This is a genomic window from Virgibacillus kekensis (assembly GCF_042654125.1).
Lineage (GTDB): Bacteria > Bacillota > Bacilli > Bacillales > Amphibacillaceae > Lentibacillus > Lentibacillus kekensis.
Genome location: NZ_JBHSFU010000003.1, coordinates 182,448 through 205,313, shown reverse-complemented (window position 1 = coordinate 205,313; position 22,866 = coordinate 182,448). Strand labels below are relative to the sequence as shown.

At 42.8% G+C, this 22,866-nt stretch carries 22 protein-coding genes; 3 read left to right on the top strand and 19 right to left on the bottom strand.

What is annotated here, in order from left to right:
- Positions 1-68: 68 nt before the first annotated feature.
- The 5 genes from rpoZ to ACFO3D_RS02375 form a co-directional block, all read right to left on the bottom strand.
- A complete protein-coding gene (gene rpoZ, locus ACFO3D_RS02395) occupies positions 69-272 on the bottom strand; it encodes a DNA-directed RNA polymerase subunit omega (RefSeq protein ID WP_390292999.1) in 204 nt (67 codons plus the stop codon).
- The gene (gene gmk / locus ACFO3D_RS02390) at positions 272-889 is read right to left on the bottom strand and encodes a guanylate kinase (protein WP_390292998.1); all 618 of its coding nucleotides are present in this window, start codon (positions 887-889) and stop codon (positions 272-274) included. The genes rpoZ and gmk overlap by 1 nt, the downstream gene beginning before the upstream one ends.
- Before the next feature lie 15 nt (positions 890-904).
- Positions 905-1,165 (bottom strand): extracellular matrix/biofilm regulator RemA, encoded by a 261-nt coding sequence (remA, locus tag ACFO3D_RS02385; protein WP_390292997.1) that lies wholly within the window; start codon positions 1,163-1,165, stop codon positions 905-907.
- A gap of 117 nt (positions 1,166-1,282) precedes the next feature.
- Positions 1,283-2,164 (bottom strand): YicC/YloC family endoribonuclease, encoded by an 882-nt coding sequence (locus tag ACFO3D_RS02380; protein WP_390292996.1) that lies wholly within the window; start codon positions 2,162-2,164, stop codon positions 1,283-1,285.
- A gap of 619 nt (positions 2,165-2,783) precedes the next feature.
- Positions 2,784-5,438 (bottom strand): calcium-translocating P-type ATPase, SERCA-type, encoded by a 2,655-nt coding sequence (locus ACFO3D_RS02375; protein WP_390292995.1) that lies wholly within the window; start codon positions 5,436-5,438, stop codon positions 2,784-2,786.
- Between the two features lie 160 nt (positions 5,439-5,598).
- On the opposite strand from ACFO3D_RS02375, the gene ACFO3D_RS02370 reads away from it, so the two are divergent.
- A complete protein-coding gene (locus ACFO3D_RS02370; RefSeq protein WP_390292994.1) occupies positions 5,599-7,302 on the top strand; it encodes an Rqc2 family fibronectin-binding protein in 1,704 nt (567 codons plus the stop codon).
- Between the two features lie 24 nt (positions 7,303-7,326).
- Here ACFO3D_RS02370 and ACFO3D_RS02365 read toward each other — a convergent pair whose 3' ends face one another.
- Positions 7,327-7,755: an organic hydroperoxide resistance protein gene (locus ACFO3D_RS02365; protein ID WP_390292993.1), complete on the bottom strand. Its 429-nt coding sequence runs from the start codon at positions 7,753-7,755 to the stop codon at positions 7,327-7,329.
- A 62-nt stretch (positions 7,756-7,817) separates the two neighbouring features.
- The gene (locus ACFO3D_RS02360; protein WP_390292991.1) at positions 7,818-8,678 is read right to left on the bottom strand and encodes a LysR family transcriptional regulator; all 861 of its coding nucleotides are present in this window, start codon (positions 8,676-8,678) and stop codon (positions 7,818-7,820) included.
- A 116-nt stretch (positions 8,679-8,794) separates the two neighbouring features.
- Between ACFO3D_RS02360 and ACFO3D_RS02355 the strand changes: the two genes are divergently transcribed.
- A complete protein-coding gene (locus tag ACFO3D_RS02355; RefSeq protein WP_390292990.1) occupies positions 8,795-9,559 on the top strand; it encodes a class I SAM-dependent methyltransferase in 765 nt (254 codons plus the stop codon).
- Positions 9,560-9,604: 45 nt separating this feature from the next.
- Here ACFO3D_RS02355 and ACFO3D_RS02350 read toward each other — a convergent pair whose 3' ends face one another.
- From ACFO3D_RS02350 to tapA, 4 genes are all read right to left on the bottom strand, one after another.
- The gene (locus ACFO3D_RS02350; protein WP_390292989.1) at positions 9,605-10,198 is read right to left on the bottom strand and encodes a TasA family protein; all 594 of its coding nucleotides are present in this window, start codon (positions 10,196-10,198) and stop codon (positions 9,605-9,607) included.
- An 86-nt stretch (positions 10,199-10,284) separates the two neighbouring features.
- Complete coding sequence (locus ACFO3D_RS02345; protein WP_390292988.1) at positions 10,285-11,139, bottom strand: TasA family protein; 855 nt, start codon at positions 11,137-11,139, stop codon at positions 10,285-10,287.
- 88 nt (positions 11,140-11,227) lie between these two features.
- Positions 11,228-11,803: a signal peptidase I SipW gene (sipW, locus tag ACFO3D_RS02340; RefSeq protein ID WP_390292987.1), complete on the bottom strand. Its 576-nt coding sequence runs from the start codon at positions 11,801-11,803 to the stop codon at positions 11,228-11,230.
- Positions 11,804-11,839: 36 nt separating this feature from the next.
- Positions 11,840-12,766, bottom strand: coding sequence for an amyloid fiber anchoring/assembly protein TapA (gene tapA, locus ACFO3D_RS02335; RefSeq protein ID WP_390292986.1), 927 nt, complete (start codon positions 12,764-12,766; stop codon positions 11,840-11,842).
- 398 nt (positions 12,767-13,164) lie between these two features.
- On the opposite strand from tapA, the gene ACFO3D_RS02330 reads away from it, so the two are divergent.
- A complete protein-coding gene (locus ACFO3D_RS02330; protein ID WP_390292985.1) occupies positions 13,165-13,317 on the top strand; it encodes a hypothetical protein in 153 nt (50 codons plus the stop codon).
- 101 nt (positions 13,318-13,418) lie between these two features.
- Here the strand turns inward: ACFO3D_RS02330 and pyrE are convergent, their stop codons facing one another.
- The 8 genes from pyrE to ACFO3D_RS02290 are packed head-to-tail and all read right to left on the bottom strand — an operon-like array spanning position 13,419 to position 22,852.
- Positions 13,419-14,033 (bottom strand): orotate phosphoribosyltransferase, encoded by a 615-nt coding sequence (pyrE, locus tag ACFO3D_RS02325; protein ID WP_390292984.1) that lies wholly within the window; start codon positions 14,031-14,033, stop codon positions 13,419-13,421.
- Positions 14,017-14,733 (bottom strand): orotidine-5'-phosphate decarboxylase, encoded by a 717-nt coding sequence (gene pyrF, locus ACFO3D_RS02320; RefSeq protein ID WP_390292983.1) that lies wholly within the window; start codon positions 14,731-14,733, stop codon positions 14,017-14,019. Before pyrF ends, pyrE begins: the two co-directional genes overlap by 17 nt.
- Positions 14,730-15,641 carry a dihydroorotate dehydrogenase gene (locus ACFO3D_RS02315; RefSeq protein WP_390293401.1) on the bottom strand — a complete coding sequence of 304 codons (912 nt, stop codon included), beginning with the start codon at positions 15,639-15,641 and terminating at the stop codon, positions 14,730-14,732. The genes pyrF and ACFO3D_RS02315 overlap by 4 nt, the downstream gene beginning before the upstream one ends.
- Positions 15,641-16,396 carry a dihydroorotate dehydrogenase electron transfer subunit gene (locus ACFO3D_RS02310; RefSeq protein WP_390292982.1) on the bottom strand — a complete coding sequence of 252 codons (756 nt, stop codon included), beginning with the start codon at positions 16,394-16,396 and terminating at the stop codon, positions 15,641-15,643. Before ACFO3D_RS02310 ends, ACFO3D_RS02315 begins: the two co-directional genes overlap by 1 nt.
- Positions 16,393-19,593 carry a carbamoyl-phosphate synthase large subunit gene (carB, locus tag ACFO3D_RS02305; protein WP_390292981.1) on the bottom strand — a complete coding sequence of 1,067 codons (3,201 nt, stop codon included), beginning with the start codon at positions 19,591-19,593 and terminating at the stop codon, positions 16,393-16,395. The genes ACFO3D_RS02310 and carB overlap by 4 nt, the downstream gene beginning before the upstream one ends.
- Positions 19,586-20,686, bottom strand: coding sequence for a carbamoyl phosphate synthase small subunit (locus ACFO3D_RS02300; protein ID WP_390292980.1), 1,101 nt, complete (start codon positions 20,684-20,686; stop codon positions 19,586-19,588). The genes carB and ACFO3D_RS02300 overlap by 8 nt, the downstream gene beginning before the upstream one ends.
- Positions 20,679-21,962, bottom strand: coding sequence for a dihydroorotase (locus ACFO3D_RS02295; protein WP_390292979.1), 1,284 nt, complete (start codon positions 21,960-21,962; stop codon positions 20,679-20,681). Before ACFO3D_RS02295 ends, ACFO3D_RS02300 begins: the two co-directional genes overlap by 8 nt.
- Positions 21,962-22,852 carry an aspartate carbamoyltransferase catalytic subunit gene (locus ACFO3D_RS02290; RefSeq protein WP_390293400.1) on the bottom strand — a complete coding sequence of 297 codons (891 nt, stop codon included), beginning with the start codon at positions 22,850-22,852 and terminating at the stop codon, positions 21,962-21,964. Before ACFO3D_RS02290 ends, ACFO3D_RS02295 begins: the two co-directional genes overlap by 1 nt.
- Between the last annotated feature and the right edge of the window lie 14 nt (positions 22,853-22,866).

The following is a 22,866-nucleotide window of genomic DNA, read 5'->3' as shown; positions in this document are numbered from 1 at the left end:
ACGTATGATGACATATCCGGATGCAAACAAGACCCCCGCGAAATATTAAACAGCGAGGGTCTTCTGGCTTACTTACTATCTTCTTTTACATACAATTTATCTTGAAGTACCTCTTCAAGGGCCTTGCCGACAAATTTATGAGATTTTGAATTCTCCGCAAAAACCTGATTTGTTTCCAGCATCTGCCGGGCTCTGCGTGCTGATAATGTTACCAATGTATACTTTGATCTGATTTTTCTCTGCAATGAGTCAATTGACGGTTCTAAAATCATTACATCTCATCCTCCAATAACTTTTTATACTGTTTGGCAATCCGGTCACGCTTGCAGTGTTCACTTTGAATGATCGACTGAATTTTTTCAACAGCGGACTCCACCCGGTCATTCACCACTACATAATCATACGCATCCATCATTTCAATTTCATTTCGGGCTTCACGCAGCCGTTTCAGAACCAGATCCTGTGATTCAGTGCCACGACTGACAATCCTGGTTTTCAGCTCCTCCAGGCTCGGCGGGAAAAGAAAGATAAACACGCCTTCGGGAAAGTTTTCCTTCACCTGAAGTGCACCCTGAACCTCTATCTCTAGAAATACGTCATGACCGGCAGCCAGTGTTTCTTCCACGTACTTCCTAGGTGTCCCATAATAATTATTGACAAATTGAGCATATTCTAACAGCTGCTTATCCTCAATCAGTTGTTCAAACTCTTCCCTGCTTTTATAAAAATAGTCAACTCCCTCAGTCTCGCCTTCACGCCTATCTCGTGTGGTCATGGAAATCGAGTACTTCAGTTCGTTGTCCTGTTCAAACAGTTCACGCCGAACCGTTCCTTTTCCTACCCCTGATGGACCGGAAAGAACAAATAAAATTCCTTTCTCTTCAATCAAATCAGTTCCTCCTAGTTATTCATCCGATATTTCTTCATGACTCAAAACACGTTGTCCAACAGTTTCAGGCTGAACAGCAGATAGTACCACATGGTCGCTGTCTGTGATGATTACTGCTCGTGTGCGTCGTCCATATGTAGCATCCACTAATTTATTGGTATCACGGGCCACAGTTATAATGCGTTTGATTGGTGCTGATTCAGGCGACACAATCGAAATAATCCGATTGGCTGAAACAACATTGCCAAACCCTATGTTTATTAAACGTAAACTCAAAACGATTCCCCCTAAAGTATTCCGAATGGCATGTCCTTTTCAATCTCTTTTTGAAAACAATCTGTTATACCTATAATACGATTATTATAAGGAAAAAGGAATGCATAATACAAATGTTTACTCTATATTTTGTATCTGTTCCTTTACTTTTTCAATATCACTTTTTAGCGTAACAATCCAGACTCCGATTTTTGAGTCGTTTGACTTAGAGCCAATTGTATTTGCTTCCCGGTGCATCTCCTGAATAATAAAATCAAGTTTTCGGCCAACAGGTCCTTCACCTTCGACTGTTTCAAAAAAATGCTTGATATGACTGCTCAAACGGGTGATTTCTTCCGTAATATCCCCTTTTTCCGCCATCAGGGCAATTTCCTGATGCATACGCGCCTGGTCAATGATATCATGATTACCGGTATAGTCGTCAATACGTGCCCTAATTCGGTCTCTATATTCTTCAATAACTTGATCACGCCGGCTGCTGATTTTTTCTGCAGTTGATTCAATCTTCTGCATGATATTTGTCAAATCTTTCAGCAGGTAACTTCCTTCTTCATCCCGCATATTCAGGACTTGTTCACAAGATCGTTTTGCGCTGGAGATAATAACCTCCTCCAGATCATCCGGCTGCTCTTCCACTTCATGAACACTCATCATATCCGGATTGGTTACCAGAGCTGCGGCACTTATATCACCCTCAAGCTGATAGCGCATTTTAACGTTCTCCATCTGCTTTATGTACTGATCCATCAGCTCCCAGTCCGGAACCAGCTTTTTCCGGACCAGTCCACTTCCTTCTACATTAATATAGATATCCACTTTTCCGCGGTGGAAATAAGACTTTATAATCCGTTTCAGTTTATCTTCCAGAAACATAAAAGAATGCGGTACCTTTGCTGTGAAATCAATAAAACGGTGGTTAACACTGCGAATTTCGATTGTAATGGTTGTGTCGCCAAAAACAGCAGTATCCCGCCCATAACCCGTCATACTTCTTGCCATTTCATCACTTCCCACTAAAAATAAGCCTAATCAATTATAGCAGTCCAAAAAAAGAAAGTGCAAGAATCTACCGTATGTGTGACCCTTTTCACGATTACCACGCTCATTCGGGATCTCATAACCTTGATGAGTGATCCGCGAGTTCACCATTACCACGCTTGCTCGGGCTCTCATAGCCTTCATGAGTGACCCTTTTCACGATTACCATGCTCGCTCGGGATCTCATAGCCTTGATGAGTGACCCTTTTCACCATTACCGCGCTCATTCGGGATCTCATAGCCTTGATGAGTGACCCTTTTCACGATTACCACACTCGCTCGGGATCTCATAGCCTTGATGAGTGACCCTTTTCACGATTACCATGCTCGCTCGGGATCTCATAACCTTGATGAGTGACCCTTTTCACCATTACCGCGCTCATTCGGGATCTCATAGCCTTAATGAGTGACCCTTTTCACGATTACCATGCTCGCTCGGGATCTCATAGCCTTGATGAGTAACCAGCGAGTTCACCTAAATAAATCCCATTAAAAAATAGCATGGGAACTTTGAGAAATTCCCATGCTATTTCTAATATAGCCATTTGCCCAGTGCCAGTTATCAATGACCTTAAACTGTTTATTTTTTCGTAAATCCAAACAGTACTGTGGGTAGTGAACTTAAAACGAGAATCAGCATCCAGTCTCTAACACCTAAGAATGTTGTATGAAAAATTGGCTGGAGCGGTTCCCAGTAAATAACTACTAACAATAATAATAGGGAAGAAATAACCGCCAGCACCAGATACATATTTTCAAATGGATTTCTCGCGAATACCGAGTTTTCACTTCGGCAGTCAAAAACATGAATCAGCTGCGCCATTACCAAAGTTGTGAACGCAATAGTCTGCCCGTAAACCAGATTGTCGGGATTTCCCTGGTATGTCAGCATAAACGCTATAATTGTCACAACACCTATTATGATACCACGGCTGATGATTTTAAAGCCCAGCCCCCTGGCAAATACCCCTTCCCTTGGGTTACGCGGTCCACGGCGCATGACGTCCTCTTCAGGCTGGTCGAGCCCAAGTGCCATGGCAGGCAATCCATCTGTAACCAAGTTAACCCAGAGAATTTGTACCGGAACGAGGGGTAATGGAAGCGCCAGAACCATCGCAAACAGCATAACAAGAATCTCACCGACGTTCGATGCGAGTAAGTACCGGATAAACTTCCGGATATTTTCATAGATATTACGGCCTTCGTTAATCGCTGCTTTAATCGTTGCAAAGTTATCATCCATCAATACAAGAGAGGAAGCCTCTTTCGTTACATCAGTTCCACTTCTGCCCATACTGATCCCGATATCACTCGCTTTAATAGCCGGCGCGTCATTTACCCCGTCCCCGGTCATCGCAACAATGTGGCCCTTTTCCTGAAACGCTTTTACGATTTTCAGTTTATGTTCGGGTGTAACCCGTGCAAATACATAAACCTGATCGATTATTTCCTCAAGCTCGGAAACCGACATTTGGTTCAGTTGCTGCCCGTCCAACACAAGACCATCTTCAGGCAAGAGGTCCAGGTTCTGGGCGATTGCGCGTGCTGTTTTTACATGGTCCCCGGTAATCATTACTGTCTTGATTCCAGCTTGTCGGCACTCGGTAATCGCTGCTTTTACTTCTTTTCGTGGTGGGTCCATAAGCCCGCACAATCCGATAAATGTCAAATCTCTTTCAAGGATAGCGGCGTTCAGCTCGGTATCTTTTGAAATCGGCCGCATCGCAACTGCTATTGTACGTAACGCTTTTTGTGCCATGCCATTAATCGCATCATCTATTTTATCCTTATCCTCTGTACGCAGCATTTTACGTCCATTTTCATCGAGGAAAAAGGTTGATCTTGGCAGCAGTACATCCGGTGCCCCTTTTGTAATCAGAAACCGTAAGTTATTTTCATCTTCCACGACCATGCTCATCCGTTTACGATCTGAATCAAATGGAAATTCTTTTACAATCTTGAAATTCTCATGGCGCTGTGGAGAGATTCCGATTTTTCTGGCTGCTACCAAAAGCGCTCCGTCGGTTGGATCCCCGTCCACAAGATATTTCCCCTGTTTAACCTGAAGGGCTGCATTATTACAAATCGCTCCATACAGAAGCATTGATTCCAGATTCGGATAATCCGGGTCGAGCTTTTTATCATTTAAAAAATAATTACCCTGCACGTCATAGCCGTCACCAGTGACATACAGATTTTTTCCATTAATGAATACCTCTTTCACCGTCATTTGATTTTCCGTCATGGTTCCGGTCTTGTCCGAACAAATGACAGACGCACACCCAAGTGTCTCGACCGCTGACAGTTTGCGGACCAGCGCTTTCTTCCTGATCATCCGCTGCACGCCGAGCGACAATGCAACTGTTACAATTGCCGGAAGCCCTTCTGGAATTGCTGCCACTGCAAGTGAAACACCGGCAAGGAACATGTTATAGATTGGATGCCCCTGATAAACCCCTACTACAACCACCAGTGCCGTAAGAAGAAGTGCTATAACGATCAGAATCTTCCCCAGTTCGGCAAGCTTATGCTCAAGCGGTGTTGTAGTTTTTTTCGTATTAACCATCAACGAGGCAATCTGCCCCATGACCGTATCCATCCCCGTTGCAACTACAATACCAACGCCAGAACCCCGGGTGGCCAGTGTTCCCATGAATCCCATGTTCACCTGATCCTGCGGGTCGAGTGCGTCCCTCGTAATCGCTGAGGCATGCTTGGCAACCGGAAGCGATTCACCGGTAAGTGCAGACTCTTCTGTTTCCAGACCATTCGATTTGGTTATCCGGATATCTGCCGGGATTCGGTCTCCACTTTTAACCCGAACAACATCACCGACAACCACTTCACTTGAAGGAACCTTCTCCCACCGGCCATCCCGCATGACATTTGCAACCGGTGCCGACATTTCTTTAAGCTTGGCCAACGAATTTTCTGCTTTTTGTTCCTGAAAAAAACCAAGAAAACCGTTTACAAGAACGATAACCATAATAGCAATTGCATCAACATACTCACCCAAAAGGCCGGCGATTAACGTGGCCGCAAGGAGAACAAGCACCATGAAATCCTGAAATTGTTTCAGAAAGATCAGCCATTTGGATGTTTTCTTCTCTGATTCAAGAGTATTGGGTCCAAACTGCTTCCTGCGCTTCTCTACCTGTTTCTCCGATAATCCCCGCTTCGTCGTGACCTGTAGTTTTTGCTCGACAATATCTACATCGGACTGATACCATTTCACACTGCATTCCTCCAAATTCATCTACTTGGACTAATAAGAACGTAGCCTTTATACCGATATCTATGCAGACCTGTCCCAAAAAATGCTATAATTGCGTAAAAGCGCAGGTAAGCGAATAAATATAATAGAGCTTTATTTTTAGAGAACTAGAGGTGATTGGATGCCGTTTGATGGAATTGTCACACGCGCAGTAACGAACGAACTAAATTCAAAAATTATACCCGGAAAAATTACAAAAATCTATCAGCCAACAGATACAGAACTTGTTTTTACAATCAGGAGCCAAGGAACGAATTATACGCTCTTGTTATCGATTCACCCTGTATACGCACGGCTGCATCTAACTGAGGATACATATCGGAACCCTAAAGAGCCGCCGATGTTCTGCATGCTGCTCCGCAAGCATCTTGCCGGGGCAATTATCGATTCCATCGACCAGTATGATATGGAACGGATTGTCACCTTCACCATCCAGACGCGGAATGAAATCGGGGATCTTACAACCAAAAAACTGATCATAGAATTAATGGGAAAACATAGTAATGTTATGCTTGTCGACGGAGAAAAAGGGCATATCCTCGACAGTTTGAAGCACGTTTCCATCACACAGAGCAGGTATCGTACAATCCTGCCGGGACAGCAGTATAAACTCCCGCCAAGCCAGGACAAATTAAATCCGCTCGAGATTGATAGTGAGACGCTGATTCGTAAACTCGATTTTAATGCAGGTAAGCTGGATATGCAGATTGTCCAGACGCTTATGGGTGTATCACCATTGGTTGCAAAGGAAATCGTTCACCAGGCTCGTCTCGGATCAACCGAAACCTATCAGCATGTATTTGAAGAAGTACAGCGTAAAGTCCAACAACATGACTATACGTCGGCTATCTATCTTCATAAAAAAGAAGACTTCCATGTCCTCCCCATTACTTTTCTTGACGGTGAGACGAAATATTTTTCAGATGTCAATCATATGCTGGATGCTTTTTATTCCGGCAAAGCAGAACGAGACCGAGTTAAGCAACAGGCAAAGGACTTATATCAATTCATTAAAAATGAAAAAGATAAAAATGAACGTAAACTGAAAAAACATGATAAGACCCTTAAGAAAGCCGATGATGCTGAAAAATATCAGCGGCTAGGTGAGCTGCTGACGGCCAATATGCACATGGTCAAGCAGGGTGACGAATCGGTTCAGGTGGTTGATTATTACGATCCTGATCAAAAAGAAATTACAATTGAAATTAACCCGAATAAAACACCTAGTGAAAACGCACAGGCCTTCTTTAAGACCTATCAGAAACTGAAAACATCGAAAGAGAAAGTAAACCAAGAAATACGGAAGACACACGATGAAATCTCTTACCTGGACCAGCTGCTTCAGCAAATTGATTCCGCCCGGGAAGCTGACATCGAGGAAATCCGTGATGAACTCCGGGAAGAAGGCTATTTGAAAAAACAAAAGCAAGGTAAAAAGAAGAAACCGATTAAACCAGAACCGGAAAAATATACAGCAAGTGACGGCACACCAATATTAGTGGGGAAAAATAATAAGCAGAACGAATATGTAACCATGAAGCTTGCCCACCGGGATGACATTTGGCTGCACACCAAGGATATCCCCGGCTCCCACGTAATCATCCGGGCAAAAGAACCAAATGAGGATACATTACTGGAAGCTGCACAGCTTGCCGCCTTTTTCAGCAAGTCAAAGCAATCTTCCTCCGTTCCTGTAGACTATACTAAAATTCGTCACGTGAAAAAGCCGAACGGAGCAAAACCTGGATATGTAACGTATGATAATCAAAAAACCATTTTCGTGACACCAGATAAAAATACAGTGGAGAAACTTAAAAACGGATAATCCCGCGGGATTATCCGTTTTCTCTTATTCTACAGCTTTAGGATTTAAAGTTACTTCAACATTACCTCTGGTTGCTTTGGAATACGGGCAAACTTCATGAGCATCCTCCACCAGTTCCTCAGCTTCCTCAGGACTTGCACCCTGAACCTCTACGGTTAATGTGACTGCAATCTTAAAACCATCATCTTCTGGGTCTTTACAGAAACTAACCTCCGCAGTAGTAGTCGATTCTATTTTTTTACCCTGCTTATCTGCTACCAGATTTAAGGCCCCATCAAAGCATGCGGAATATGCCGCCGCAAATAACTGCTCCGGGTTAGAACCTTTCCCTTTAGCATCTTTATCTTGTGCTGGGTTTACCAGTTTTAAATCAATTAATCCATCATCAGACTTAACGTGACCTTCTCGTCCATTTCTGGCGGTTGCCGTTGATGTAAATATTACATTACTCATTGGAATACGCTCCTTTTCTGGATATACGTATACTATTCCATTTTAATTGATAAGTTAAACCTCTAGATGAATTCCTGCCTTAACAATTCAGTTATAAATTTATCAACCTGCGGCAGCTTCCGTACCCCTTCCTGGTAACATAGCCACGTATCCCTGGTTACCGGCTTACCTTCCAGTTTCAATGAAATATTCGGATATTCATCCATCATTGAATCAGAGACACTTTTCGGCAATACCGCCATACCTAGACCTTGCTTCATGAACTGTTTGCATGTCTCTATTTGATCTACCCTGATTGTCTTCTCGGGCTTTAGTTGACTCTGATGATAATACAACCAGTTATCGACCAGCTCATGCATACTGTCATCACTTTTGAATGAAATAAGTGGTCGTTCCTTTAATTTGTTTTTCGGAAACGGCTCGGTATCAAATATATATAATGGATCCTCAAACAACCGTTCAGATACGCTTTCTTTCAATTTCTCTCCACGAATTATACATACATGATAATTTTTGTGATCCTTCTTAATATCCTCACTGATTCCTGTGACAAGATCTATCGCCACTTTCGGATATTCTTTCGTGTATTCTGCCAGAATTGATGGTAGATACCGTTGACTGACCAGCGATGAACATGCAATTGATAACGTACCCTGCACTTCCTTACTTGATTCAGCCAGCGAGTTCATCAAATCACGTTCACCTTCCATTACCTTTTCAGCATGTTTTAGAATCAGCTCACCGGCTGGGGTAAGTACAAGACTTTTGGAGGTCCGAATAAAAATCGGTTGCTCAAAATAACCCTCTATATACTTGAGTCGCTGGGTAACGGCCGGCTGTGAGATAAGCACAGCCTTGGCAGTCCCCCGGATTGTTCCGATTTCATTTAATTTAAGCAGTAATTCGTAGTCTTCTATCTTCATGATTTTGACGCCTTCTTTGATAAGTATTTATTATTACTTTTAATTATAAACCAGTATTATCCTTATTGCATCATTAAGTGTATGATATATTTAACTAAAGACGGGAGGGTCTCATTATGAATGAAAAGGACCATGTGAAACAGGTTTTCTCCAAGAATAAGGAATCGTATGTAACAAGCTCCACACATTCAACAGGCAGCGACTTGGAGTTAATGGTTGAATGGCTGAGTCTGGGACTGGACAAAACAGTGCTTGATATCGCAACTGGTGGCGGGCATGTAGCAAAAAAACTTTCACCACACGTCGGGAAATTAGTTGCAACAGATTTAACTAAAGAAATGCTAGAAAATACGGCAAAGCATTTAAAAGAGTATAAAAATATTAGTTATGAGGTTGCCGATGCAGGGGACTTACCATACGAGGATAATTCGTTTGATATCATAACTTGCCGGATTGCTGCGCATCACTTTCCTCAGCCCAAAAAGTTTGTTAAGGAAGTAGCACGGGTGCTTAAACCTGGTGGTAAATTTCTGTTTATTGATAATGTGGCACCTGAAGATCCAGCGCTTGATAAGTTTGTCAATACTCTAGAAAAAATGCGGGATTACAGCCATGGCCGATCGTTGAGGATATCGGAGTGGGAAAATCTATTAGGGCAGGAAAAACTGCACGTACAGAAGGATAAAACCAAAAAGAAGACATTGCCTTATCAGGAGTGGGTGACTAGGACCTTGGATGATGAAGATGAGATTAAGAAGGTTAGGGATTATATATGGAATGCAGATGTGGATACAAAGGAATATTTTCAAGTCAAAATAGAATCCGATCAAATTACTTCTTTCGCAATCGATGAGTTGATGGTGTTATGTAAGAAACAATAAAATAAAACTGGCCTAGATTTTAATTTATAATGCAATCGAGGCCAGTTAGTATTCTTTCTTACTATTAAGCTTTTTGCGCCGTTGATAAATGTACATTGCTCCCCCACCAGCAGTTAGAGCTACGCCAAGAATTAGATAGTTGAACATGTTGGTCGCCGTGTCTGGGAGTCTGTTGTCGACTGAAAGTACGCCGCCTAGGGTGCCTTCGACGTAAATTTTGAACTGGAAATAAGAGGTTAAACCCTGAAATTCATTAGTTAATTCCTTAGGAACTTTCACAAAAAATGTCAGTTTTTCTTTTGTCTGACTATCTATTCGCCCAGCCCTTAATTCAGTAAAGTCTTTTAACTTCCCTTCATATAAAGTACCTTGACTACTCTTTAACTTGAGCTCTAACTTATTATAAAAAGCTTTTGATCCGCCTGTGAATTTGTTTGAAATATTGTAGTCAAAACTTTCAGTTCCATTATTATCCAAAGTTAGAAACCTTGTAACAGAATCACCTGGCTTGATATTACTCAAGTCAAATAGCACATTTCCTGGCTCTACTGAAAGATTTACTGTGGTTGTTTTGTTTTGAGCATAAATAGGTTGTAACATACTAAATAATAATATTATAACCAACGTTATTATTCTCATGAACTATACTCCTCAAATTAAAAATTCAACATATATAATATATAAAAAAGGTGGTAACCCACCTTTTTTATATATTAATTTAGGATTTAATCCTCCACTACATCTTCTTCATTAATAGTTTCTGTACCGGTAGTTCTTGAATCTGGTTGAGTCGTTGGATTAGTTGTATCATCAGCAGAACCTTGAACGCCGTTATTCACTTCACCATTTGCATCATTTGTTCTAACCTCTACACCACCCCACTGAGTTGCTTCAAGGTTAAACTGGAAGGTTGCACTATTGCCCATAAATTTGTTTTGGACAAATTCTGAGTAATCACCATTAATTCTTTCAGTATCGTTTTTAAATGTGATCTTAACATGAACCTCATCTATATCTCCGTTAGTAGGAATACCTCTATTTTCATCAACCACTACGTTTGAAAGAGGAGCTAAGTTAATCCGTTTAGAACCATCAGTTGCCTCATAAACGTCTTTAATTTTATTCGTATCATATGATAAATTCACCAGTTGGTATAAAGATATAGGTCCATTAGAACCAAATACTGATACTTTGTTATCAGGATATACATGGTTCTCTTGATCAACCCTAAAGAAATCGATGGTAAACTGTTTTAAAAATTCGGCTTCACTGTCATTCTCTCCATTACCTTGGGCGAAGGTGGCGCCTGCACTTAATAGTACTTCTTTTATAGCTAAGGACCCACCATTTGTAAGTTTAAACACTCTTTCCACACTATCTCCAGGCTTCATGTTAGATAGATCAAAGTTGATAGGTTCGGTTTCTGAATTCTCTTTGATAATTAAATCTAGGGTTCCAGCTGCAAATGCATTATTAATTGTTGCTGTATCGTTAAAAGCTGCCCATGTTCCTCCCCCTACTAGTGATAACCCCAGTGCTGCAGATGCTACACCCATTCCTACTTTCTTCTTAATACTCATTCCTTTTCCTCCTTGTTTTCCCTCTATCCGAGGTATGTAAGATTTATTGAACTCCTATGACTTTTGCCATAGAGAGGCACAATCAGAATTAAGCTGTTTCTTTAACATCTTTTTTGTTGGCTGGCTGCTCAATTTCTTTCAGAGCTCTCCAGATAGTGACACCCGAGTAGATTAACAGTAGAACACCCGGTATAATTAGCAACATTGCTGTTCCTTTATTTGATTGGGCAAACTCTATAAAATAACCCAGAAACGGAATAGTCATGCCTGTATACTTTCCAATAACATTCATTGAAGGGACCATATTGGTATCGGCTTCTTCGTTGTTATCACCTTTTGTTTGGTACATTACATTACCACCCTGTTTAACTACCTCCGAAATCCTGTGCGTAACAATTTCATTATGGCTTTTCAAGAAGGTAATTACGTCACCCTTTTGTAGGTTTTCTGTGTTAACCAGTGGCTTTACAGCTATGACTGCTCCTGTGGAAAACGTCGGTTCCATGGAACCTGATAATACCGTTTTCAATTGGTAGCCAAGAAAGTTAGGCTCTCCTCCAGATGCCTTAGAGGAAATTACCACAAAAATCATAAAGAGTAGAGTTACTGATAGAACTATAGTTATTGACATACTAACAATCTTTTTTATCTTTCTTTTTGTCACTTAATACACCACCTAGTAATTGTTATTCATCACTTGCTACTTCATTGTTGATTCTGTTGACTTCTTACTCTCACTGCTCTCAGATTCGGAATTATTCTGAGAACTATCGCTTTCCTCTTTCTCGGTTCCATTATTAGTTTCTGTGGTGCTATTTTCTTCTGTGGTTACATCTTCTTCAGGACTATCTATATTTTGGTCACTAGTAGATTCAGAGGTATCTGATTCAGTTTCATCCTCCGCCTCATTATTATCCTTTTCTTTTATATCTGCGGAATCCACTTCAGCTTTATCTTCTTTGGTTTGTTTTCTTTCAGGGTTCGAATTTTCCTTTGAATCACTGTCACCATTTGGCATTGTCTCTTCAGTTGATTTCTGAATATCAGGTTGTGTTTCAGTTTCTTCTTGTTCTCTGTCTATTTCCGTTTCACTATCAGGTTCTGGGCCACAGGATATATCTTCACTCCATGGTCCGCTTCCAGTATTATTATCGCTTTTTGCATGCCCTGTTTCATGATAGGCTTTGATTTTGTATATGCCGTCTTTTTCAGGCTGATAATAAATATCGTAGTACTCGCCTTTATTTGGTATAGGAAAAGTCCCCGTTTCCACTACTACTCCATTCTTCGCACTACCATTTGCACCTGGTGCTAACCAGTAAACCTCATATTTTGTTAGCTCCTGATCTACGCTTTCTCCCGTATTAGTAAAACGGGCATAAAATTCTGTTTCACAGCTCCCCCCCATGCTCACCTCTTTAAGGGAACTTTTCTCCCAAACTCCATTGTCTGGCGGATAGCCTGCTCTAATTGTGTTGGGAATCTGTTCAACATCATTAAAGTAAGCCCCAGTTCCCGAGGTTAGAGTAATAGCACCGATAATACCTATGTACCAGATTGCAGCCAGTTGAGTTATTATCACAAATCCCCGCCGCTTTTTATATTTTTTTAAACGTGTACTTCTCATTTCCTTCACCCTTTTCGGTCTAATATTTAACGAACAAGGCTTTAAGACTATGTAATCAATTTGTTCTTCATTAAGAACCTTATAATCTGGAGTATATTATATAACGAACATATTGAAAAACCTCATATTAAGCCATTTAAATGTTATAACGAACAATCATCGTGCGTTATCTCGCTCATACGCTTATTTTCATTCATTTTTAAAACTTTATAAATTGTATTTTGTTCTTTATAATGCAAATACAAAGAAATGTAATAGGGTATATAAATAATTGAAGAAGATTATTCCTATGATAGGTGAGAACTTAAAGAAGCTTAGGTAGGAAAAGGAATGTTCTCTAACGAGGATTGCGAGGGATGCAGGAGTTTCCAAGACATACCTGAGTTATCTGGAGAGAAATGAAGTCCAACCCATCATTACAGTTCGTGGTTAAGATAGCGGGGACACTCGATTGTTCTCTGGAATATTTATTGGATAATGAACAGACGGATGAGAAAACCCAGGAGATTGATGATCTTAGAAAAGAGTGGACCGACCTGGAAGACGAATAACAAAACCCCACATTATCCCAAAAAATAAACGGCCACCACAAGGTGACCGTTTGTTTTTGCCTAATTTTTATTATCAGATGTTCTACTGGTTACACTGAATCCTATAAATCATCCCGCCATTTCTCCAAAGTAACCTTTTCGGATTCATTAATCTGTCCATTGCTCGCAAGTAATGATAGAACTGTATCATAATCAGTAATCGTTCTGCATTTCAACCCAGCAGCATCGAAGTTATTAGCTGCTTTTTTCAATCCATATGTAAAAATAGCAAGTACCTCAAGTACCTCAACGCCCTTTTGCTTCAGTGCCTCGGTCGCTTCAATTGAAGAACCTCCTGTTGAAATTAAATCCTCTATCACAACAGCTTTCTGGCCTTCAAGAATATGACCTTCAATCTGATTTCCTTTTCCATGACCTTTAGGCTTTGATCGTACATAGACCATGGGCAAATCAAGCTGTTCAGCAATCCACGCAGCATGGGGAATACCTGCAGTGGCGCATCCTGCAATGATATCCGGCTTCACTTCCATTTCGTTAATGAGCTCGACAAATGCCTCGGCCACTTTCCTGCGCACTTCAGGATAGGACATGGTCAGCCGGTTGTCACAGTAAATTGGTGATTTGATTCCTGATGTCCAGGTAAAATAATTTTCTGTCCTCATTTGAACTGCTTTTATGTTCAATAATTCCTGTGCTAATTCATGGCGTGCTTCCATGTCCCCACTCCTCCTGTACTTGTAAGTATGCTGTTTTTGGGTCCTTAGCCTGTGTTACCGTACGGCCGACTACTAATATATCCGCTCCGTTTTCTTTCGCAAATACCGGAGTTGCCACCCGTCGTTGATCGTTTACATCTGTCTCCTGCAGACGAATTCCTGGTGTAACCGTCAGAAAAAAACTTCCGCAAGCAGCTTTGACCCGGCTAGCTTCATGAACGGAACACACAACACCATCTGCTCCATTCTCCGCTGCAAATCCAGCAAAGTGCGTGGCATTATCCGCTACCGACCCGGGAATCTTCAACTCATTATTAAGTGCCGTTTCATCCATCGAGGTAAGAACGGTAACTGCAATTAGTTTAGTATCATGACTGGCCGGACTTCCGGACAGCAATCCTTCCTTAGCCCTATTAATCATCTCGCTTCCACCAAGCGCATGGACATTAACCATATCAACTTCCAGTCTGGCTAGATTCTTCATTGCTTTCATGACGGTGGTCGGAATGTCATGAAGTTTTAAATCAAGGAAAATTCCGTGGTCATTCGCTTTGAGTTTTTCTATAATCCGGGGACCTTCTCGGTAAAATAACTCCATTCCCACTTTTACCGGAACGCCATGTAAATCATTTTCCTTTAGAAAATGCTCTGCCTCGTCCCACGATGTAAAGTCGAGTGCTAGATATGTATTTCCTTTCATGCCTCATGCCCCTTTCCGATTGCAACTTCTACCGAATGGAATCCATATTTATGAAGCACTTCAGGTAAAGCGGCTATAATATCCGGGCAGGCAAACGGATTCTGGAAATTTGCCGTTCCAACCGCTACCGCACTGGCACCGGCCAAGAGAAACTCCAATACATCTTCAGCTGAAGAAATACCACCCATACCGATAATCGGAATGGAAACATGCTGCTTCACCTCATAAATCATCCGGATGGCAACTGGCTTGATCGCTTGTCCGGAAAGTCCGCCGGTTTTATTTGCCAAGAGCGGACGCTTGGATCCAAGATGTATCTGCATTCCGGTCAATGTATTGATCATCGATAGACCATCAGCTCCAGCTTGTTCAACTGCTTTAGCCATCGCTACTATGTTTCCCACGTTTGGCGATAGCTTTACATAGACAGGAAGATTACTGGCTTCTTTCACCTTTTTAGTTACCGTTGCGGCCATCTCCGGTTCGGTACCAAACTGGATACCACCTTCCTTAACGTTCGGACACGAGATGTTAAGTTCCAGTGCATGGACATCTTTCGTCTTGTTAAATGCAGATGCAACTTTCACATACTCTTCAAGTGTGCTACCTGCAACATTAGCTATAATCGGAACGTCATAACCTGCCAGAAAAGGAACTTCATTAGCGATAATTTTCTCGACACCGGGGTTCTGCAGGCCAATCGCGTTTAGCATGCCTGATGATGTCTCTGCAACACGTGGTGTAGTATTCCCATAACGGCCTTCACCTGTTGCTGCCTTCATAATCACAGCACCAAGTTTACCTAAATCATAAAACTCACTGTATTCGCGTCCAAAACCAAAACATCCTGATGCAGGCATTACCGGGTTCTTCAGCTTGAGACCAGGCAAATTCACCGATAGATCCATCATAAAATCACCTCATTTGCAGGAAATACCGGTCCGTCCTTACATATTTTCCTGTATCCACTCTCATTATCTGCAGGGATGACACACGCAAAGCATGCGCCAACCCCACATCCCATCCGCTCCTCAAGCGAAATGTAACCTGGTTTATCGGCCAGTTTCTCTTTTACTGCCTTCAACATTGGTATCGGTCCGCAGGTAAAATAATAATCATATCCATCAATTGAACCGAGCACATTTGTTACAAAACCTTTATGACCGTAACTACCGTCATCGGTGACAATATGTGTTTCACCCAGCTGACTGAATTCCGCTTCATAAAAAACACTGTCTTTCGTCTGAAAGCCTAAAACGGAAATGACCTCAATCCCATGGTTTGAAAGTTCTTTTCCGAGGTTATATAAAGGCGGGACCCCAATCCCTCCGCCTATTAAAAGGGCTTTTTGAATTGATTTATCCTGATACGGGAAGCCGCAGCCACTGGGACCCAGCGCATTAATTCGCATTCCAGGCTGATATGCTCCCAGTCGCTTTGTTCCTTCCCCCAATTCTTTAAAAAGAATAGTGGTAATTCCTTTTTCAGCGTCTACATCGGCAATCGAGATTGGACGGCGTAGTGAGTGCCCTTCCACTTGGAGGTGCAGAAACTGTCCCGGCACCGCATTTTTTGCAACATGATCATTGGATAATTTCATTTCCACTGTGTCGAGTGCAATCTTTTCCACTGCTTCAACAATCATCTCGACCCGTTGTTTCATGACCATACGACCTCTTTGCCTGTAAGCGGCTGTGCACTGAAGGTAGTCGAATCTATAACACTCAGGATTGCGTTTGCCGTATCAAGGTTGGTCAGGCATGCAATTCCATGCTCAACGGCCTGACGACGAATCCGGAAACCATCCGAACGTGGTTTTTTTCCTGATGTAAGGGTATTGACTACAAACTGTACCTTGCCGCTTTCGATGATTGATAGAACGTTTGGCTCGTCAGTATCCACTTTACCAACTTCAGTTACCGGCAGATTAAACGCTGCAACATATTTCGCGGTTCCTGTGGTAGCGTATAGCTGGAAACCAAGCTGGTGGAAGCGCCGTGCGATATCGATCGTTTCCTGTTTGTCTTTATCCGCTACCGTTAAAAGAACTGCCCCTTCCTGCGGTACAGTCAGTCCTGATGCTACGAGCCCTTTATACAATGCCTTTTCAAGCGTTTTATCATGGCCGATTGCTTCCCCGGTCGATTTCATCTCAGGTCCAAGAATGGTATCAACACTGCGAAGTTTTTCAAACGAGAACACTGGAACTTTGACAGAAACTGCTTCCTGTTCAGGCAGAATCCCGGAAGAATATCCCATTGATAACAGTGATTCACCTAAGATACAGCGTGTCGCCAGGTTAGCCATCGTAACTCCGGTTATTTTACTTAAGAACGGAATAGTTCGGCTTGCCCTTGGATTAACTTCCAGGACGTATACCTCTTCTTCACGGATAATGAACTGAATATTGACCAGCCCTTTCACTCCAAGTGCCTGAGCAATTTTAATCGTTGCATCCATCGTTTTCTGTTTGACTGAGTCGCTGAGCCGCTGTGGCGGATACACTGCAATTGAGTCTCCTGAGTGTACACCTGAGCGCTCGATATGTTCCATGATTCCCGGAACAATAACCGTCTGACCATCACTGATAGCGTCAACTTCAATTTCGATCCCGGTGATATATTTATCGATAAGAATTGGGTGCTGGTCATCGATACCATTCGATTTAGCCAGATATGCGTTTAATTCGTCGTCATCGTATACAATTTCCATCCGGCTGCCGCCGATTACATACGACGGACGTACAAGTACCGGGTAGCCAAGCTCGCTTGCTACTTCACGTGCCCGATCTAGTTTCAGTACCGATTTACCCTTCGGACGCAGTAAATCCAGGTCATCGAGCAGGAGTTCAAATTTATCCCGGTCCTCTGCCTGATCGATTGCTTCAAGATCGGTTCCAAGAATTTTTACCCCGCGGCGCTCGAGCCCGTCTGCCAGATTGATAGCGGTTTGACCGCCAAACTGGACAATAACGCCCTCTGGCTGCTCAAGGTTAATTACATGCATGACATCCTCAAGTGTCAGTGGTTCAAAATATAGCTTATCGGAAATACTGAAGTCGGTAGAAACTGTTTCAGGATTATTATTCATAATAATAGCTTCATAGCCCATTTCCTTGATTGCCAGAACAGAATGAACGGTCGCATAGTCAAACTCAATACCCTGACCAATCCGAATCGGCCCTGAGCCTAGAACCAGGATTTTTTTCCGGTCCGACTGAATAGATTCGTTTTCGTCCTCGAAGGTGCTGTAAAAATACGGTGTTTCCGACTCAAACTCAGCCGCACATGTATCAACCATTTTATAAACCGGCTCAATCTTCTGGTCCATTCGCAAGGTATAAACATCGTCTTCCGTCATGTTCCATAACCGTGCGATATGCCCATCAGAAAATCCTAATTCTTTTGCAGTCTTAAGCAGGTCAGCGGAAGTTTTATGTTCAGCAAGTTCAGTCTCCAAATCGATCAGACGCTTAAGTTTGATTAAATAAAATCTATCTATTTTAGTCAGCTCGAATATTTCTTCCGTATCTATCCCTCTGCGGATTACCTCAGCCAGGACAAACAGACGCTCATCGTCAGGTTTTTGTAGTCGTACTTTCAACTCATCCATTGTCACATCTATAAGACTGTTTAAAAAGAATTCACCTGACCCGCTGTCCAATGAGCGAACACCTTTCAGGAACGATTCCTCAAAGTTTCGCCCGATTGACATAATTTCACCGGTCGCCTTCATTTGAGTTCCAAGGCGACGGTCGCCGTTTACAAACTTATCAAACGGGAATCTTGGCAGCTTTGTCACAACATAGTCGAGTGCAGGCTCAAAGCATGCATATGTCGTTCCGGTAATTGGGTTCATGATTTCATCAAGCGTAAGTCCGACTGCAATCTTCGCTGCAATTTTCGCGATTGGATATCCGGTTGCCTTCGAAGCAAGCGCTGATGACCGGCTGACGCGCGGGTTAACCTCGATGATATAGTAATTGAAACTGTCCGGGTCTAAGGCCAGCTGAACATTACAACCTCCCTCAATTTCAAGCGCACGAATTATTTTCAGTGATGCATTCCTTAGTAGCTGGTATTCACGGTCACTAAGAGTCTGGGATGGTGCCACAACAATCGAGTCCCCAGTATGGATTCCGACCGGGTCGACGTTTTCCATGTTACACACAACAATTGCCTGATCATTTTTATCGCGCATTACTTCATATTCAATTTCTTTAAAGCCGGCGATGTTTTTCTCAATCAAACATTGGCTAACCGGTGAAAGTGACAGACCGTTTCGAGCCACTTCCCTAAGTTCCGGTTCACTGTAACACATGCCGCCCCCAGTTCCGCCGAGTGTATATGCCGGGCGGACGATTACCGGATAGCCGATTTTCTCAGCGAAAGCGAGTGCTTCGTCAACTGTTGTGACAATTTCACTTTCTGCCACCGGCTCGTTTAGTTCTCCCATAAGCGTACGAAATTTCTCCCGGTCCTCCGCTTGCTCAATTGCATCCAAAGACGATCCAAGTAATTCAACATTGTACTCGGAAAGAATTCCGGTTTTCTCAAGTGCAATTGCCAGGTTTAGTCCCGTCTGCCCGCCGAGTGTTGGCAGGAGTGCATCAGGCTGTTCTTTCCGGATAATCTTAATCAAAAATTCAGTAGTAAGTGGTTCCATGTACACTTTATCAGCTACGGTGTGGTCGGTCATGATCGTAGCCGGATTCGAGTTAGCAAGGATAACGGTATACCCTTCTTCACGCAATGACTGACATGCCTGCGTTCCGGAGTAGTCAAATTCTGCTGCCTGTCCGATTACAATAGGACCTGAACCGATTACAAGTATTTTTTCGATGTTGGTATTCTTAGGCATGTGTTACCACCTCACTTGTAGTTTTTGATTGCTTAATCATATTGAGAAATTCATCAAACAGGTGGTTCGTGTCTTCCGGTCCTGGTGAACTCTCTGGGTGATACTGAACCGAAAATGCCGGATAGTTTTTATGCCGGATTCCTTCCACTGTTCCGTCGTTCAATGCCCGCTGGGTTAGTACGAGGTCTGTTTGATTCAGTGAATCGTTCCTTACCGCATAGCTGTGGTTCTGCGAAGTCATGTATGTTTTATTTCTCTCCAGGTCTTTTACCGGATGATTGGATCCGCGATGGCCGAACTTCATTTTTTCTGTATCTGCCCCGCAAGCGAGCGCCAGCAGTTGATGGCCCAGACAAATTCCGAAAAGAGGTATCTTGCCGGTTACTTCAGCTACCATCTCGATTGATTCCGGTATGTTCTTAGGATTCCCCGGTCCATTTGTGAGCATAATTCCGTCAGGCTTTAACCGTAGAATATTAGCTGCTCCATAATTATAAGGAACAACTGTCACATGGCAGTCGCGCTTGGTCAGCTCACGTAGGATTCCATGCTTCATTCCAAAATCGACAAGAACGATACGCAATCCCCGGCCAGGTACCACGTATGGCTTAACAGTTGATGTCTGTTCAACCTGATTGGTCTGATACGGCTGACTCCGTACCTGGTCAGCCAATACTTCAGTGTCGTCTATTACATCCGTGATGATTGCTTTCATTGTTCCGTGTTTCCGGATAATCTTAGTCAGTTTCCGGGTATCAATTCCGGAAATCCCCGGAATATTATGTGCCTTCAGATAGTCACTCAGTGTTTCATCACTTCTGAAGTTTGATGGATGGTCGCATAATTCTTTTACCAGAAACCCGTGAATGAATGGTGTTACGGTTTCAAAGTCATCCCGATTGATTCCATAATTTCCGACAAGGGGATATGTCATCATCACAATCTGCCCACAGTACGATGGGTCTGAAATAATTTCCTGATAACCGGTCATCCCAGTGTTGAATACTACCTCACCAGTTACGGTGGTATCACTGCCAAAACCTTCTCCGGTAAAAACTGTTCCATCTTCAAGTATCAGCTGACGTTTAGACATAAGCTACCTCCTTGTGTACAAGCTTTCCTTCTGCAAGTGTCATGACAGGTGTACCCTGAACTTTCCAGCCATGGAATGGGGTATTTTTACCCTTAGATAAAAATGCGTTTTTGTCGATATGTGTTTTAGTATAAAGGTCGACGATCGTAATATCTGCTGGTGCATTAACCTTTAATTCGCCAAATGGCAGGTTAAAGACGTCAGCCGGTTTTACGGTCAGCCAGTCGACCAATTGTTTTAATGTGATTTTTCCGGTTTTCACCAGATATGTGTAAAGAAGTGGAAATGCAGTCTCGAGACCGACAATTCCAAATGGAGCTTTCAAAAAGCCTGGTGACTTTTCAGATTCAGCGTGCGGCGCGTGATCGGTTGCAATAAAATCGATTGTTCCATCTAGCAATCCTTCAAATAACGCCTGCTGGTCTTCTTCGCTCCGTAGAGGGGGATTCATTTTGTAATTGGCATCATCATCCTGAATTGCAGATTCATTCAGTAACAGATGGTGCGGAGTAACTTCGGCAGTCACGTTGATTCCTGCCTTTTTGGCGTCCCGGATAACCCGGACAGATTCTTTTGTACTCACATGGCAGACATGGTAATGGCAACCGGTGGCCTCTGCCAATAGGACATCACGGGCAATTTGTACGGATTCGCTCAGAGAAGGAATTCCCGGCAGATTCATAGCTCCACTTACATTTCCTTTATGGACAACGCCGCCGTATACGATTGAGTTATCTTCACAATGCGCTACAATGGATTTCCCTGCTGCCGCAGCCTTGGTCATGGCCTGAAGCATCATGTCTGCAGTCTGAATGCCAACTCCATCATCGGTGAATGCAAAAATCTCTTGCTCTGCCAGTTGCTGAAAATCAACCAGTTCTTCGCCTTTCAAGCCTTTGGTAATAGCCGCGTATGGCAATACTCTTACCGCTGCATCGGTGTCTACTTTTCTTAAAAGATTGTCAACCTGGACAGTTGAATCAGGGACCGGTGAAGTGTTTGGCATCGAACAAACAGTGGTGAATCCACCGCGGGCAGCCGCTTCGGTACCGGTTTTAATCGTTTCCTTATGCTCACCACCAGGCTCGCGCAAATGGATATGCACATCAATGAAGCCGGGGAAAATATAATTGTTTCCGCAATCCAGCACTTCATCAGTTGCATCGGAAATTTCGGAAGCTATCTTGGTTATTTTCCCGTCCTCTATTAGAATTTCGCACGCTTCTGATGTGTTATCTCCTGTTAAGAGTTTTCCGTTTTTAAGTAATGTTTTCATTATGCGTTCCCCCATTCCTTCAGTAATTTTGTAATGATAGCCATTCGCGCATACACGCCATTTTCCATTTGTTTAAAAATCCTCGAGCGTTTACACTCAACCAGTTCATCCTCAATCTCTACCCCGCGGTTAACAGGAGCGGGATGCATAATGATTGCATGGTCTTTCATCGTAGCCTCCCGCTGATTGGTTAGACCATATTCTTTCAGATAGATTGATAAATTACTAGCAACATGCTCATGACGTTCGTGCTGAATTCTGAGAAGCATCAGTACATCACACATTTCAGTAGCTTCATCCATGGACACATACGGATAATTCAGCTGCAGATCTTCAAATCCTGGTGCCGCAGCCAGATAAACATTCGCACCCATTGTGGTAAGTGCTGCTGCATTTGACCGGGCAACCCGGCTATGCCTAATATCCCCTGCAATCACCACGTTCAGCCCATCGAATGCTCCAAACTCCTGATAGATTGTCAGAAGGTCAAGCATGCACTGGGTCGGATGCTCACTCTTCCCTGCCCCAGCGTTAATAATGGGAATCGAAATGCCGGATTGAAGCTTCTCATACCAATTGTCATCCTGATGGCGAACCACCAGCATATCTGCTCCAATCGCTTCATACGTTTTAGCAGTATCATAGAGTGACTCTCCTTTTGTGACACTCGATAAGTCCATATGGAAATCAAGCGATTCGAGGCCCAGCTTTTTTTCAGCAACCTGGAAGCTCATCTTTGTCCTTGTGCTTGGCTCGAAAAAAAGGTTGGCTACAAACAGCTGGCGTGTAAATCGATGATTCTCTTTACGTAGTTTTTCAGCTACGTTCAAAATATCCAATATTTCTGCACGAGACATGTAACAGGTCGAGAGAAAGTGTCTTGGAATCATTGTTTTATCACTTT